15 protein-coding genes are annotated in these 14,451 nt (G+C 65.1%); 4 read left to right on the forward strand and 11 right to left on the reverse strand.

Annotated features, from left to right (window positions below; translation table 11 throughout):
• Positions 1-13: 13 nt before the first annotated feature.
• The 4 genes from BBA01S_RS10770 to BBA01S_RS10785 form a co-directional block, all read right to left on the reverse strand.
• Positions 14-820, reverse strand: coding sequence for an ABC transporter permease (locus BBA01S_RS10770; RefSeq protein WP_027816439.1), 807 nt, complete (start codon positions 818-820; stop codon positions 14-16).
• A 1-nt stretch (position 821) separates the two neighbouring features.
• On the reverse strand, positions 822-1,706 hold the full coding sequence (locus tag BBA01S_RS10775) for an ABC transporter permease (RefSeq protein WP_027816440.1): 885 nt from the start codon (positions 1,704-1,706) through the stop codon (positions 822-824).
• Between the two features lie 133 nt (positions 1,707-1,839).
• A complete protein-coding gene (locus BBA01S_RS10780; protein WP_027816441.1) occupies positions 1,840-2,871 on the reverse strand; it encodes an ABC transporter substrate-binding protein in 1,032 nt (343 codons plus the stop codon).
• Between the two features lie 134 nt (positions 2,872-3,005).
• On the reverse strand, positions 3,006-3,968 hold the full coding sequence (locus BBA01S_RS10785) for a flavin reductase family protein (RefSeq protein ID WP_027816442.1): 963 nt from the start codon (positions 3,966-3,968) through the stop codon (positions 3,006-3,008).
• 348 nt (positions 3,969-4,316) lie between these two features.
• Between BBA01S_RS10785 and BBA01S_RS10790 the strand changes: the two genes are divergently transcribed.
• Together BBA01S_RS10790 and BBA01S_RS10795 are read left to right on the forward strand one after the other, a co-directional pair.
• Positions 4,317-4,583 (forward strand): hypothetical protein, encoded by a 267-nt coding sequence (locus BBA01S_RS10790; protein WP_027816443.1) that lies wholly within the window; start codon positions 4,317-4,319, stop codon positions 4,581-4,583.
• Between the two features lie 36 nt (positions 4,584-4,619).
• Positions 4,620-5,168, forward strand: a complete 549-nt coding sequence (locus BBA01S_RS10795; protein WP_027816444.1) for a GNAT family N-acetyltransferase — start codon at positions 4,620-4,622, stop codon at positions 5,166-5,168.
• 28 nt (positions 5,169-5,196) lie between these two features.
• Here the strand turns inward: BBA01S_RS10795 and BBA01S_RS10800 are convergent, their stop codons facing one another.
• Entirely contained in the window at positions 5,197-5,463 is a 267-nt protein-coding gene (locus tag BBA01S_RS10800; RefSeq protein WP_027816445.1) for a DUF2798 domain-containing protein, read from the reverse strand.
• Positions 5,464-5,593: 130 nt separating this feature from the next.
• On the opposite strand from BBA01S_RS10800, the gene BBA01S_RS10805 reads away from it, so the two are divergent.
• Entirely contained in the window at positions 5,594-6,523 is a 930-nt protein-coding gene (locus tag BBA01S_RS10805; RefSeq protein ID WP_027816446.1) for a LysR family transcriptional regulator, read from the forward strand.
• Between the two features lie 49 nt (positions 6,524-6,572).
• Here the strand turns inward: BBA01S_RS10805 and BBA01S_RS10810 are convergent, their stop codons facing one another.
• The 6 genes from BBA01S_RS10810 to glnT all read right to left on the reverse strand — a co-directional run bounded on the left by BBA01S_RS10810 (position 6,573) and on the right by glnT (position 13,426).
• Positions 6,573-7,259: a GntR family transcriptional regulator gene (locus BBA01S_RS10810; protein ID WP_027816447.1), complete on the reverse strand. Its 687-nt coding sequence runs from the start codon at positions 7,257-7,259 to the stop codon at positions 6,573-6,575.
• A 181-nt stretch (positions 7,260-7,440) separates the two neighbouring features.
• Positions 7,441-8,832 (reverse strand): ammonium transporter, encoded by a 1,392-nt coding sequence (locus BBA01S_RS10815; RefSeq protein WP_027816448.1) that lies wholly within the window; start codon positions 8,830-8,832, stop codon positions 7,441-7,443.
• A 192-nt stretch (positions 8,833-9,024) separates the two neighbouring features.
• Positions 9,025-10,386: an FMN-binding glutamate synthase family protein gene (locus BBA01S_RS10820; protein ID WP_027816449.1), complete on the reverse strand. Its 1,362-nt coding sequence runs from the start codon at positions 10,384-10,386 to the stop codon at positions 9,025-9,027.
• Between the two features lie 54 nt (positions 10,387-10,440).
• A complete protein-coding gene (locus BBA01S_RS10825) occupies positions 10,441-11,130 on the reverse strand; it encodes a GltB/FmdC/FwdC-like GXGXG domain-containing protein (RefSeq protein ID WP_027816450.1) in 690 nt (229 codons plus the stop codon).
• Positions 11,118-12,026 carry a class II glutamine amidotransferase gene (locus BBA01S_RS10830; protein WP_027816451.1) on the reverse strand — a complete coding sequence of 303 codons (909 nt, stop codon included), beginning with the start codon at positions 12,024-12,026 and terminating at the stop codon, positions 11,118-11,120. Before BBA01S_RS10830 ends, BBA01S_RS10825 begins: the two co-directional genes overlap by 13 nt.
• Positions 12,027-12,037: 11 nt before the next feature.
• Positions 12,038-13,426, reverse strand: coding sequence for a type III glutamate--ammonia ligase (gene glnT / locus BBA01S_RS10835; RefSeq protein ID WP_084162053.1), 1,389 nt, complete (start codon positions 13,424-13,426; stop codon positions 12,038-12,040).
• Between the two features lie 297 nt (positions 13,427-13,723).
• Here glnT and BBA01S_RS10840 point away from each other — a divergent pair, with 297 nt between their 5' ends.
• A complete protein-coding gene (locus BBA01S_RS10840; RefSeq protein ID WP_027816453.1) occupies positions 13,724-14,326 on the forward strand; it encodes a helix-turn-helix domain-containing protein in 603 nt (200 codons plus the stop codon).
• Positions 14,327-14,451: the final 125 nt, after the last annotated feature.

A 14,451-nucleotide genomic window follows, 5' to 3' on the forward strand; every position in this document is an offset into this window, starting at 1 on the left:
TCTCCGGGTCAATTTACTGGATCGCCTGGCGGGCGCGGCGCAGCAAGGCGCTTGCCAGCATCAGCACGGTGGTGAGCGCCACCAGCAGCGAGGACGCCGCCGCCACCACGGGCGTGAGGTCCTGGCGCAGCGTCGCCCAGATGCGCACGGGCAGCGTCTGGAGCGTGGGGCTCGCCATGAAGATCGACACCACCACCTCGTCCCACGAGGCGAGGAACGAGAAGATCGCGGCGGCCGCCAGCCCCAGCCGGATCGCGGGCAGCGTCACGCGCCACTTCACGGCGAGCGGCGACGCACCGCAGATCAGCGCGGCGTCTTCCAGCGCCGTATCGAAACCCGCCAGCGAATTGCTGATGGCGATGATCGAGAACGGCAACGCGATGATGAGGTGGCCGATCACGAAGCCCGTCATCGTGCCGGCCAGGCCGATGCGCAGAAAGAACGCGTACAGCGCGACCGCCAGCACGACCACGGGCAGCACCATCGGCGTGAGGAAGAAGGCCTGCACGGCCGCGCGGCCGCGAAACTTGCCGCGCACGAGCGCAAGCGATGCGAGAAAGCCCAGCGCGACGGACAGCACGGTCACGATCACGGCCAGCTTCATGCTGGTCATGAGCGAGTCGAGCCAGCCCGCGTCGGTGAAGAGCTGGCGATACCACTCCAGCGTCCAGCCCGGCGCGGGAAACGCGAGCCACTGCGAGTCGCCGAACGACAGCGCGACGATAAAGAGGATCGGCAGCAGCAGGAACAACGCCACCACTGCGCCGATGGCGACGAGCAGCGCGCGTACCGCGCCAAGACGGTCGAAGTCGAGCAACATATCAGCGTCCTCCGGGAACCTGGCGCGCGCCGCCGGTGAAGCGCAGTTGCAGCGCATAGAGACCGAGCGTCACCGCCAGCAGCACGAACGCTGCGGCACCAGCGAGGCCCCAGTTCAGCAGTTCCTGTACGAGCTGGGCGATCAGCTCGGCGAGCATCATGTACGACGGGCCGCCGAGCAGCGCGGGCGTCACGAAATAGCCGAGCGCCATCACGAACACCATCAGCGCCCCCGAGGCAATCCCCGGCATGGCGAGCGGCACGAGAATGCGCCAGAACGCCTGCCAGCGGCTCGCACCGCACACGGCGGCGGCGCGCAGCGTGGCGGGATCGATGCCGCGCAGCGTCGCGTGCAGCGGCATGACGAGAAACGGCAGCATGATGTACGTCATGCCCACCGTCACGCCGATCAGGTTGTTCACGAGCGTGAGCGGCTGGTCGATGATGCCGAGCGCCATCAAGAGACGATTGATCGGGCCGGTCTGCTGGAGCAGCACCATCCACGCGAAGGTGCGCGCGAGCAGGTTCGTCCACATCGACAGCAGCAGGATCGAGAACAGCGTGGTGCTCAGCCAGCGCGGCGCGATGGCCAGCAGCCAGGCGGTCGGAAAGCCGATCGCCACCGTCACCACGGTCACGACGCCCGCCACCAGGAACGTATTGCCGAACACGCGCAGATAGGTGCTCGACCCGAGCAGCTGCGCGTAGTTGTGCAGGCCGGGCGTGGGCTCCATCACGCTGCGCAGCAGCAGCGACAGCACCGGCAGCACAAAAAAGATCGTGAGGAGTATTAACGCGGGCGCAAGCAGCCGCGCGTTGCGCCAGTTGCGCCGCTTCGGCGGCGCGTCGACCGGCGCGTGGGCGACGGTGCTCAGAACGTCAGGCATGATCTCTCCGGGGTCTGCATGGAGGTCGCTAGGTAAGGACAGCGCGCGCTCGCGCGCCGTGATTCGCGCTACAGATTGCTCAGGTTGCCGGGGCGACTGCCGATGCATTGCCCCGGCGATTGCTTCGGCATGCTTACTTTGCCTGCCACGCGTACCAGCGCTTGGCGATTGCATCGCGGTTGGCCGCCCAGTACTTCATATCAAGGTTGATCTGCGACTGCGTGTATTGATCGGGCAATGTCTTCGCAACAGCGGGCGTCATCAATGCAGCGGACTTCACGTTGATCGGCGCGTAGCCGGTATCGGCCGCGAACTTCGCCTGCGCCTGCGGACTCGTTGCGGCCGCAAGGAACTTGAGCGCCGCGTCGCGATGCTTGGCGCCCTTCGGGATCACCAGCATGTCGGCGGCCGTGAGGTTCTGGTTCCACGAGATGCCGACCGGCACGCCCGTCGCCTGCAACGCATGCAGACGGCCGTTCCAGAACATGCCCATCGATGCCTCGCCGGATGCGAGCAACTGCTGCGACTGCGCGCCGCCGCTCCACCAGACGATGTCGCCCTTGATGGTGTCGAGCTTCTTGAACGCGCGGTCGAGATCGAGCGGATAAAGCTTGCTGGCCGGCACGCCGTCGGCGAGCAGCGCGATTTCCAGCACGCCCGGCGCCGACCACTTGTAGAACGTGCGCTTGCCCGGGAATTTCTTCGTGTCGAACAGGTCGGCCCACGTGGACGGCTGCGCGCCCTTGAACGCCGTCTTGTTGTAGCCGAGCACGAACGAATAGTAGAAGCTGCCCACCGCCTGCGGCGACGAGAAGCGCGGGTCGAGCTCGTCCTTTTTCACGACCGAATAGTCGATCGGCTCGATCAGCCCGTCCTTGGCAGCGGCGTAGGCGAAGTCGCCTTCGACGTCCACCACGTCCCAGTTGACGTTGCCGCTTTCGACCATCGCCTTGAACTTGCCGTAGTCGGTCGGGCCGTCCATCAGCACGTTGATGCCCGAAGCCTGCGCGAACGGCTGCGCCCAGTTCTTCTGCTGCGACGCCTGGGTCGTGCCGCCCCAGCTGGTGAAGACGATCGGATCGGCGGCCAGGGCGGGCGCGGCCGCCAGCATCATCGCGCTTGCCGCGATCAACGGCGCGGCGTACAGGGTCCATCTGCTGCTCATGACTTTCTCCACGGATCAAATGACTGCGAAATGACTGCGAGTTGACTGCATGACAACGATGCGATGGCGCGATGGCGACGCGCGCCGCGTCGGGTGAGGGGCTCAGTTCACGTTCAGGCCGCGTCAGGCCGCGTTCAGGTCAGCGCGAGGGTCTGCACGGTGCCGGCTTCGCTGTCGCCGACGTACACGCCGAAGGCGTCTTCGTGACGCTCCTTCACGTAGCGCTGCAACATCGAACGCTCGGCGGGATCGCTCAGTTCGTCCCACGGAATCTGCGCAAGCGGCACGATGAACAACTCGGGCGCGCTCATGCCGCGCTGCGCGACGACGCGGCCGCGATAGAAAATGCGCACGCCGTCGTCGGCCTGCTGGCGCGCCTGCGCCGACTCGAACACCGCAAAGATGAAGTCGAGGTGCGCAACCAGACCGAGGCTCGCCAGCACGCCGCGCAGGCTCGCTGGATCGTTGGCCGCTTCCAGGCGCGTGCCGCGCGGCAGGCGCAGGCCATCGGGCGTTTCGAGCAGCACGACGCCGTCCGAGTTTTCGAGGATCGCGCCCACCTGGGCATGCTCGCTCGCGGCCGTAGCGGCGATAGCGTCCTGCGAGAGCGAGAAGCTCACATAGGCGCCGCGGCAATAACCGAGCGGCGACACGCCCGTATGCGCGAAATCGAGCACGCGGCCCAGAAGGACGATGTGGTCGCCCGCGTCGATTACCTGATGCGTCGCGCAGTCGAAATGCGCCGCCGCGCCGTGCATCACGGGCGCACCGGTTGCGCGCGTTTGCCAGGCGACCTGGGCGAACTTGTCGGGGCTCTTTGAGGCGAATACGCCCGACACGTCCTTCTGATCCTCGGCCAGCACGCTCACGGCGAATTGCGGCGCCTGCGAAAACACGTCGTGACTCGACGCGCTTTTGGCGACGCACACCAGCACGAGCGGCGGATCGAGCGACACCGACGTGAACGAATTCGCGGTGAAGCCGCGCGGCGTGCCGTCGGCCTGGATCGTCGTCACGACGGTCACGCCGGTCACGAACGCGCCAAGCGCGCGGCGAAAGCCGGTCGTGTCGAAGGGTTCGGTGCTGGGGTTGGTCATCTCGTACTCCTTGGGGCGGCGCGGTTGCGGCCTGCTGCTCACCCGGGTTTCCCGCCGGTATGGGCCTGGCTGGGCAGTGACTCATCTTGCATGAGATTATGGTATGCCATGTTATAGCGGACAAAAAGGCCGTCAATATTATGGAATACCATGATAGGTAGGAGGGTTGATATTGGGGCGGGATGGCGTGACGCAGGGGAAACCGAGGGAAGCAGCGCTGGCCATTGCGGCCAGCGGGGAGCAGAAGGCAAACCGGCGATGCGCGCAGTGTCAGCTTCGGAAAATGCGCGCCTCGCGTAACATCGCGTGCATTACTCAAATCACCACACGCTTAGCTGCTCCATCGCCATGTTTCCGCTCATCGCCACTATTTCCCTGCTCGTCATGATTTACGTTCATGTGAGCATCCCGCGCTTCGCGGCCACGCGCCGCCAGCGCTTTATCGCGCACGCGGTGTTGCTGCTCGTCGGGTTGGCGTTCGGCACGTTTTCGGCGATGTTGTCCGGCACGATTGCGCCGCCGTGGGTGGTGATTTTTGGCGGCATGGGCGTCGTGCATCTGCCCGCGCTGTGTGTGCTCGTCCTCAAGCGGTTCAAGCGCGACGACCAGGGCTGATTCCTGACGCTTGCCTCTCATTAAAAACGATAAAACATGTTCGAATCCGTCACGCTCACCACCGCGCGGTTGCGCGTGCGCGAGCTTCGTCACAGCGACGCTGCAGCGCTCTTCTCGATCTGGTCAGACGCCGAAGCCATGCGCTACTTCTCGTTCTCGCCGATGCATCACGTCGACGAAGCGTCTGCGCGCATCGAACGCGTCCTGAAGCTGGCCGCAGGCACCGACCTCACCTGCGCGATCGAATTGCCCGAAACGGGCGACGTGATCGGCACCTGCGATCTCTTCCACGTCAACGAGCAATGCCGCCGCGCCGAAATCGGCTTTTGCCTGCAACGCCGGCTTTGGGGCAACGGCTATATGAGCGAGGCGGCGGGAGCCGTCGTCGATCACGCCTTCGATACGGTCAAGCTCAATCGCATCGAAGCCGACATCGATCCGCGCAACGTCGCTTCCGCGCGCGTGCTGGAGCGACTGGGTTTCCTGCGCGAAGGCTTGCTGCGCGAACGCTGGATCGTCGGCGACGAAGTCACCGATAGCGCGCTTTACGGCCTGCTGCGCAGCGACCGCCGCGCACGCGTTTAAAGCACCTGTCGCCCGCCGTTAAGGCGCGTCAATCCCCGGCGTGCACCGTCAATGCCACCAGGCGCACGACGATCGGCCTCACGATCAGCACGCAGACGAACGCCGCCGGCATGGCCACGCGATAGGCATTCTTCACGTTTTCCATGTAATGCCCGTCGAGTCCGAATTCGGCGAAGGTGATGACGAGGCACATCAGGAACGCCATGATCGTCGCCATATAAAGCGCGAACACATACGGCGTGAGACGTCTCGGGAAACGGATTCGCAGCGCATTTTGTGACGTTCTGGTGGTCATCGACGCAAGCCTCGAACACGGGCGGAGTGGAAAGAGCGGCCAGCGTATCAAGCCGCCCCACGCGCCGGTAGGCGCCGTGCGCTTGATTCATTCTTAAGTAAAATCAACGAATCAAGGCAGCGAGGCGGCGATGAACGTTCTAGGTCTGATCAACAGCTTTATCCGCGTAGTCGAGAGCGGCAGCATCGCGGCGGCTGCGCGCGCTCAAGGCATGAGTCCCGCCGCCGTCAGCCAGAATCTTTCGCGGCTCGAAGCGCATCTGGGCGTGCGACTGCTCTCGCGCACGACGCGCAGCATGGCGCTCACCGACAGCGGCACGCGCTACTACGAGAAAGTGCGCCACATTCCGCACGATCTCGAACTCGCGTCGCAAGCCGCGACGGGCCCGAACGAGCCGCAGGGCGCGCTGTGCATCGCGACCACGCGGGCGTTCGGGCGTCACGTGCTCGCGCCGCTGATGCCGGCGTTCAAGGCCGCGTATCCACGCATCGATATCGAACTCATCAGCACCGACCGACGTGTCGATCACCGGCTGGAAGGGGTCGATGTGAGCCTGCGTATCGCCGCGCAACTCGACGAGCGGCTGATCGCACGGCGCATCGCCTCGCGGCCCTTTCTGGTGTGCGCGTCGCCCGCTTATCTCGAACGCGCGGGCGTGCCCGATTCGCCGGAAGCGCTGAAAGATCATGCCTGTCTGGTGTTGCGCTACCCGACCGATGGGCGCTTTCTGCCGTGGGGTTTCGTGCGTGGCGGCGAGCGCTTCGACGCGCAGCTGAACGCTGCGTTCGTTTGCGACGATATCGACATGCTCGCGCAGATCGCCGTGAATGGCGGTGGGATTGCGCGGCTCGCGAGTTTCGTCGCGCAGCCGCTGATCGACAGCGGCCACCTGCTGCCGCTCTTCGAGGCCAAAGCGGGGCGCCGCAAGAAAGCGTACGCCGAGCCCGAGCCGATGGAGATTTACGCCTGCGTCGCCGAGCGTTCGGCGCTCAACGCGAAGGTGCGGACGTTGATCGAGTTCCTGGAAGCGGCGCTGGCCGACACGCAGCAGCCTGCCTGATCGCGTCGTGTCGCAACGTGTCGGGTCATACTGCGCCGCATCGTGCGCCTTAAGACGCGTCCGCGTCCTCATCGAGCCGCGCCAACGCCGCCATCGCCAGTTCCGCCGTGCGCCGGATATGCGCCGACGAAGCGGCCGCCGCCGCGTCGCCGTCATGGCGTTCGATGGCGTCGAGCAGCGCGTTCATCTCGCGGTTCGATTCGTTGCTGCGGCCGGGCGTGGCGATGGTCAGCGCGCGCAGCCGGTTGATGCGCGCATTGAGCGTCTTCACGACGCCCAGCGACACGCTCTTGCCCGCGCCTTCGAACAGCGCGTCGTAGAAGCGTTCGGTGTAATCGAGCACGCGCGGCAGATCCTGCTCGACAAACGCCGCTTCGATCACCGCGCGCAATTCGCGCAGCTCCTTCACGAGTTCGGGCGTCGATTGTTCGGCGCACGCGCGCGCCGCGTGGGCTTCGAGCAGGCCGCGCAGTTCGTAGATCTCGCCCACCTGTTGCGGGTCGAGACGTGCGACGACTGGCCCCTGGCGGCCGACGGTCTCGACGAGGCCTTCGGTTTCCAGGTGGCGCAGCACTTCGCGCACGACGGTGCGGCTCACGCCGAGTTCGTCGCACAGCGTGCGCTCGACAAGGCGCGCGCCGGGACGGAAGTAACCCTGCACGATCGCGCCGCGCAACTTGTCGAGCGTGAGTTCGCGCAGCGTCTTGGCATTACGGTCGATTTTGAGGTCGGACATGGACGGCGGACGGCTGGTAAGGGTTGGCAAAAACCATGGCAAAATCCATCGGCGGCGCACGCACGTAACGTGCGCCTGCCCATGGCATGCCATATTATGCCTGCTCCCGCCGTGCCGCCCAACGGCGCGCGAGCGCCGCGTCCGCTGACGCATGCAGTGACGCGCGCGGTCTAGCCGGTAATTACGCGTGGTAAGCGGTCTCGCCATGCGAGCTGACGTCGAGCCCTTCGCGCTCGCCCTCCTGGTCCACGCGCAGGCCGAACACCTTGTCGACCAGCCAGAACGCCACGAACGACACCACCGCCGACCACACCAGCGAGGTGCCCACGCCCCAGCATTGCGCGATCATCTGGCTCGCCATGTCGTAGTCGCCCACCTTGTTGGCGACGTAGTCGTAGACGCCCGTGCCGCCCAGTCGCGGCGAGGCGAACACGCCCGTGAGCAACGCCCCCGCGATCCCGCCGATGCAGTGCACGCCGAACACGTCGAGCGAATCGTCCACGCCCAGCATGCGCTTGAGGCCGTTGACGCCCCAGTAGCACAGCGCGCCCGCAACGAGGCCCATGACGATCGCGCCCATCGGCCCGACAAAGCCGCACGCGGGCGTGATGACCACCAGGCCCGCGATCGCACCCGACACCGCGCCCAGCATCGACGGCTTGCCCTTGAACGCCCATTCCACGAACGTCCACGCAACCGTGGCCGCGCAGGTCGCCAGCAGCGTCGTGACGAAGGCCAGCGAGGCCGCGCCGTTCGCTTCCAGATTCGAGCCCACGTTGAAGCCGAACCAGCCCACCCACAGCAGCGAGCCGCCCACCATCGTCATCGTGAGGTTATGCGGCGCCATGTGCTCGCGGCCATAACCCACGCGCTTGCCGATCATGACGGCGCCCACGAGCGCGGCAATGCCGGCGTTGATATGCACCACGGTGCCGCCCGCAAAGTCGAGCGCGCCCTTCTGGAACAGGAAGCCTGCCGTGGCGTTGGCCTTGTCCGCGGCGGCGGCGCTCGTGTAGGCGTCCGGGCCGGGCCAGTACCAGACCATGTGAGCGATCGGCAGGTACGAGAACGTGAACCACAGCACCATGAACGCGAGCACGGCCGAAAACTTCGCGCGTTCCGCAATGCCGCCGATAATGAGCGCGGGCGTGATCGCCGCGAACGTCAGCTGGAACGACACGTAGATATATTCGGGAATCACCACGCCCTTGCTGAACGTCGAGGCCGTGGTATCGGGCGTCACGCCCGCGAGGAACAGCTTGGAAAAGCCGCCGAAGAACGCGTTGCCTTCGGTGAACGCGACGCTGTAGCCATACACGGCCCACAGCACGCCCAGCAGGCAGAAAATCACGAGCGTCTGCATCAGCACGGACAACATGTTTTTCGCGCGCACCATGCCGCCGTAAAAGAGGCCAAGACCGGGGGCGGCCATCATCACGACCAGCAGCGTTGCGACGATCATCCAGGCGGTGTCGCCCTTGTTCGGCACCGGCGCGGCAGCGCCCTGCGCCCACGCGGGCAGCGCGAGCGCCAGCGCACCGACCAGTGCGAGTAGTTTGCTCAAGCTCTTCATTGCACGATCCTGTAGATAGGCGTGCGGCAGCGCCGCGACGGCCTGGTGTGGTGGACTTCTCAGGAAGGATGTCGCGCGCCTCGCTGCGATGGCGATGCGCGCGGCGGCCTTGAAAGCGGCCGCATCCTTTCTATCACGCCGATTTACTACGGACTGCTTTTCAAAATAAATCGCTGCGTTTGAGCGCGCGGCCTATCGATTGAGGCCCGGAATCCACGACGTGCCCGCCAGCGGCACGCGCGCCATCGCCGCCGCTTCCACCGTGAGCGCCACGAGGTCTTCGGGCTCCAGGTGGTGCACGTTCTGCTTGCCACAGGCGCGCGCGATGGTGGTGAGCTCCATCGTCAGCGTCTTGAGGTAGTTGCGCACGCGGCGCGCGCCCTCCTCCGGCTCCAGACGCTTTTCGAGCACGGCGTCCTGGGTCGTTACGCCCACCGGGCACTTGCCCGTGTGGCAGTGGTGGCAGAAGCCGGGCGCGGTGTTGAGCGCCGCGTAGTCCGCCACGGCCGAATGCAGCGCGCCGTTCTGGAAGTAGCTCTCGCTATTGCAGCCCAGCGCCATCAGCACGCCCTGGCCGATCGCCACCGCGTCGGCGCCCAGCGCCAGCGCCTTCGCCACGTCCGCGCCGGTACGGATGCCGCCCGACACGATCAGCTGCACCTTGCCCTTCATGTTGAGGTCTTCGAGCGCATCGACGGCCTGGCGCACCGCCGCCAGCGTGGGAATGCCCACGTTGTCGATGAAGCAGCTCTGCGTGGCCGCCGTGCCGCCCTGCATGCCGTCGATCACCACGACGTCCGCGCCCGCGTGCACCGCCAGCTTCACGTCGTTGAAGGTGCGCGTGGCGGCAACCTTCACGTAGATCGGCTTTTCCCAGTCGGTGATCTCGCGCAGTTCCTGAATCTTGATCGCCAGATCGTCGGGGCCCGTCCAGTCGGGGTGACGGCTCGCCGAGCGCTGATCGACGCCCGCCGGCAGCGTACGCATCGACGCCACGCGCGGATTCACCTTCTGCCCAAGCAGCATGCCGCCGCCGCCCGGCTTCGCGCCCTGGCCGATCACGACTTCGATGGCGTCGGCGCGGCGCACGTCGTCCGGATTGAAGCCATAGCGCGACGGCAGGCACTGATAGACCAGCGTCTTCGACGACTGGCGCTCTTCCTGCGTCATGCCGCCGTCGCCCGTGGTGGTGGACGTGCCCGCCGCCGTGGCGGCGCGGCCAAGCGCTTCCTTCACGTTCGCCGACAGCGCGCCGAAGCTCATGCCCGCGATCGTCACGGGCGTGTCGAGCACAATCGGCTTCTTCGCGAAGCGCGTGCCTAGCACGGTCTGCGAGCTGCATTTCTCGCGATAGCCTTCGAGCGGATAACGCGACAGCGACGCGCCAAGAAACAGCAGGTCGTCGAAATGCGGCACCGTCTTCTTCGAGCCTAGCCCGCGAATTTCATACAGGCCGCGCTGCGCGGCGGTATGGATGTAATCGATGGTCTTGCGGTCGAAGGTGCTGGACTCTTCCTGTTGCAGACGCGCGAAATGAACCGGTTTGGTTTCCATGGGGACCTTCTCGATCTATGAGGTTCAACTAGGTTCTACTAGTTTCTGCAGGCTTCAATATTCCTGGTCCGCGTCGGCGTTCCAGTGGTAGAGCGTGCGGGCCGAGGCGATGCGGCGAAACTGCGCCGGGTCGTGGTCGAGGCCCGCCGCGTCGAGCAGTTCGCGCACAGCGGCAATGTCCGCATCGGTCATCGGCTCGAATTGCGCGTCGGCGCCCAGCGACTTCACCTGGCCTTTCACGTAAAGCACGGCTTCGTAGAGCGAATCGCCGAGCGCATCGCCCGCATCGCCGCAGATCACCATGCGCCCGGCCTGCGCCATGAACGCCGAGAAGCTGCCGACCGAGCCGCCCACCACGATGTTGCCGCCCTTGAGCGAGATGCCGCAGCGCAGGCCCGCATCGCCGTCGATCACGAGCAGGCCGCCGTGCGCCGATGCGCCCGCGCCATTCGACGCAAAGCCGCGCACGTGCACCTTGCCGCTCATCATGTTCTCGCCGACGCCGGTGCCGGCGCTGCCTTCGATCACGATGGTCGCGTGCTTGTTCATGCCGCCCGCGTAATAGCCCGCGTGGCCTTCGACGCGCACGTGCACGTCCGCATCCACGCCTACCGCGATGTTGTGTGCGCCGTTAGGCGAGCTCACGCTGATCTGCTGGCCTTTCAGCGCGGCCGCGTCGCCGTGCAGGTACTGGTTCAGTTCCCGCACGCCCTGTTTTTCCAGGTCGAAAATCACGCCTTCCATACGTACATCTCCTCGGGTGCGGGTTCGAATACCTTTGCGTTGCGAATGTCGGGCAGATGCGCGAGCGAGCGGAACTCGGACGCGATCGCCACGTAGTCGTCGTTTTCGGCCACGACTGCGGGCTTGCAGGCGAACGGATCGCGAATCAGCGCGAGTTCGTTCGACGTCCCCATCAGGAACGTGTAGAAACCGTCCAGTTCCTCGAAGCCCTTTTGCAGCGCATCGGGCAGCGCGTCGCCTTCGCGCAGGCGCCATTCCAGGAAGCGGCACGCGGCTTCCGTGTCGTTGTCCGTGTCGAAGCGGATCCCGAGCGGCTCCAGCTTGCGGCGCACGCCATACGGGTTCGACAGCGAGCCGTTATGCACGAGACAGAAGTCCTCGCCTGCCGTGAACGGATGCGCGCGGTCGGGCGTCACGGCCGATTCCGTCGCCATGCGCGTGTGGCCGACCAGGTGCGAGCCCTTGAGCTTCGAGAAGTCGTAACGCTGCGCGACTTCGGCGGGCGAGCCGATGTCCTTGTAGAGATCGATGGAGCGGCCCGTCGAAAGCAGGTAGAGCAACGGATACGTTTCCTTGATCCACGCCTTCACTTTTTCCGCGCTGCCTTGCAGCGTGAGCACGGCGTGATTCGATTTCGCGTCGATGCGCGCCGTCACGTCCATCGCGCTATTGAGCTTGTCGAGCAGCGACTGCCAGGGGAACTGCGCACCCTCGTCGGTGAAACCCGAGTACAGGCTCAGTTTTCGCTGGCTCGCATCGAGTTCCTTGCCGAACACGGCGAGACCCGCCGAATCGGGGCCGCGCTCGGTCATGCCAATCAACATCGGCACCATCAGTTCGCCGAGCCGCTCGCGTAGCGCTGGCGTCTTCACCAGCAAGCCTACGATTCCGCACATAAGTGTTCTCCTTAGAAAAATTCGAGGTAGCTCTTGAGTTCCCAGTCGGAAACGTGGCGCATGTATTCCAGCCACTCCATGCGCTTGAGCTTGATGAATTCCTGCGCGACCGGGCCGAGCGCCTCGCAGATCAGCGTGTCGGCTTCGAGCGCGTCGAGCGCCTGTTCGAGGTTCTGCGGCAGCACGGCGATGCCGTGCTCCTTGAGCTTGTCGCTCGACCACTCGTAGAGGTTCTCGTTGGAGGGCGCGCCCGGATCGAGTTCGTTGTCGATGCCGTCGAGACCCGCTGCCAGCACGGCCGCCGTCGCCAGATAGGGATTGCACGCGCCGTCGGGCAGGCGCAACTCGATGCGCTCGCCGGGCATGCGCACCATGGTCGAGCGGTTGTTGTCGCCATAGCTCACGTAGGCCGGCGCCCAGGTTGCGCCGGTGAGCGAGCGGCCCACGACCAGGCGCTTGTACGAGTTGACCGTCGGGTTGCACAGCGCCGTGAGCGCCGGGGCATGCTTGAGCAGGCCTGCCGTGAACTGATAGCCGAGCTTCGACAGCCCCATGCCGAGCGCGTCGCCCGGATCGGCGAACAGATTGCGCTTGCCGTCGCCGATCGACATGTGCATATGCATGCCGTTGCCCGGACGGTTCGCGAACGGCTTGGGCATGAACGAGCAGATCATGCCCAGGTCGTTGGCGATCTCCGAAGCCGCCATCTTGAAGAACACGTAGTGATCGCACGAGGTCAGGCAATCGGTGTACGTGTAGTTGATCTCGAACTGGCCGTTGGCGTCTTCGTGATCGATCTGATAGACGTCGATGCCGACCGCGCGCATTGATTCAGTCAGGCGCTCAAGGAACACGCGCGTGCGCGAGAGGCCCTTGTAGTCGTAGCAGGGCTTGGCGAGCGTATCGCTCGGGTCGCACGGCTCAAGCGTCCCGGATGCCGAGCGGCGCAGCAGCGAGAACTCCGGTTCGAGGCCCGTAAACAATGTCCAGCCGCGCGCGTCGAGCCGGGCGGTCTGGCGCTTGAGCGTGACGCGCGAATCGTAGGCCCAGGCTTCGCCATCGACATGACCGTCGCAGACGATGCGCGCGACGCCCGGCTGCCAGGGCACCGGCGTGAGCGTCGAGAGATCGCCGACGGCCATATAGTCGGGGCCGTTCGGCTCGATGCCGACGCCCCAGATCGCGAAGCCCGCGAAACCGGCGCCGGCCTTGAGCACGCTCTTGAGGTGCGCGAGCGGCACCGACTTGGCTTTGGCGACGCCGTGAATATCGACGAATTGCGCCAGTACATATTTCACGCCCTGCTGGCCCAGCCAGCTTTGCGCGTCCTCGGCCGAGTCAAAGCGCGGCACGCCGGCTGGCTCGTTGAGCGGCAGCTTGCCCGCATCGTTCAGATTCATCGCTACTCCTTGCAACTACTGCATTGGCGGTTGAAAGAGACCGTGCGCCTTGCACACGGCAATTACTTGCTGAAGGCCTGACCGCCATTGCGGGGACGCCGGCCTCGATGCTCAGTGACGCTGCACTTGCGCCGCGTCTGCGTTGTGCGTGCGCTGCGCAACTTATGGAACTACCTTTACTGTCATGCAACAATGCTTCCTGCGGTTAAACCTCCGGCGCGCAGATGGGCGAACCCATGACGGGCCGGGCCGCTATTCCTGCCACTTGTTACTTGCCACCTTGCGCCGAGACCGACCATGCAAACCGGGGACGACAGCAAAACACCACTCGAACGCTACCTGGGCGCGACCTTGCGCGAACTGCGTCTGCGCCACGGCCTGACTATCGCCCAGGTTGCCGACCAGGCCGGCATCAGCCGCGGCATGCTCTCGAAGATCGAGAACGCGCAGACTTCGACCGGACTGGACGTCCTGAACCGCATTGCGCAGACGCTGGGCGTATCGCTGTCCACGCTGTTTCGCGGCTTCGACGTGCCGCAGGGCGGCGCACAGCTCGTCAAGAAGGGCGCGGGCATGGAAGTGGTGCGCAAAGGCACCAAACGCGGCCACACCTACCATCTGCTTGCTTACGACCAGGGCCCGCGCAAAGCCTTCGAGCCCTTCCTCATCACCATGGACGACGAGGCGGAGCGTTTCCCGACCTTCGAACATCCCGGCACCGAGTTCATCCACATGCTCAAGGGCGTGCTGGAGTACCGCCACGGCCAGCACACCTACGTCCTGCATCCCGGCGACACGCTCACCTTCCAGGCCGATGTTCCTCACGGCCCCGAGCGGCTCATCAAGACGCCCATTCAATTCCTGTCGATCTTCATTTATCCGCCGGGCAGCGCGGAGTGAAGCTCGTGCGTCTTTCTTATGCAACCTCCGTGCCATGTTTATCTGCGTGAATCAAAAGTTCCTGTAGATAAACACCTGGCGCGTGGTTCGGGGTTCGGTTCCTTGCGGGTGCTGCTTTGTTTGCA

The sequence above is a fragment of the Paraburkholderia bannensis NBRC 103871 genome, assembly GCF_000685015.1.
Classification (GTDB): domain Bacteria; phylum Pseudomonadota; class Gammaproteobacteria; order Burkholderiales; family Burkholderiaceae; genus Paraburkholderia; species Paraburkholderia bannensis.